Origin of the sequence: Anaerovorax odorimutans (genome assembly GCF_024459955.1) — a bacterium.
Classification (GTDB): domain Bacteria; phylum Bacillota; class Clostridia; order Peptostreptococcales; family Anaerovoracaceae; genus Hominibacterium; species Hominibacterium odorimutans_A.
Map to the genome: position 1 here is coordinate 1 of NZ_JANFXK010000105.1, position 415 is coordinate 415.

Genomic DNA, 415 nt, shown 5'->3' on the forward strand with positions numbered 1-415 from the left:
CTGTCTCAGGTACCACTTGCGTCTGCTCAAAAGTTCGAGAAATGTTCTGGATCGACGCTGTAGCGTTTGTTTCATCGACATCCGCCTTATCGACCATGAAAGAAATATCTCTGTCATGTGTCAGTGTGAATGGCACATCTTTCTGTACGTAAGTGCCTTTATTCCACCCGCCGTTACGACTATGATTTTTAAAGCCGCTTGTGCTCATCTGTGTGAAGTGGAACGTTTTAGCGTCCAACCACCTCACGTTGCTGGTCACGAACGGAGATGTGAGGGTTCCCTGTATTAGAATTTCTAAAAGTTCCGGTTCCCATGTTTCTGCATAATTTAAGTTTGGCATAGTTTATTTACCTCCTAACTATTCCATCTGTTCCAGCGCTTTGCCGGAACTGTTTTTTCCTGCACCGGCTGATTT

Annotated in this window: 1 pseudogene; it reads right to left on the reverse strand. The window is 44.8% G+C overall.

The features are described from left to right. Positions 1–340, reverse strand: a pseudogene (locus NE619_RS18070) (hypothetical protein); the annotation flags it as partial. Between the last annotated feature and the right edge of the window lie 75 nt (positions 341–415).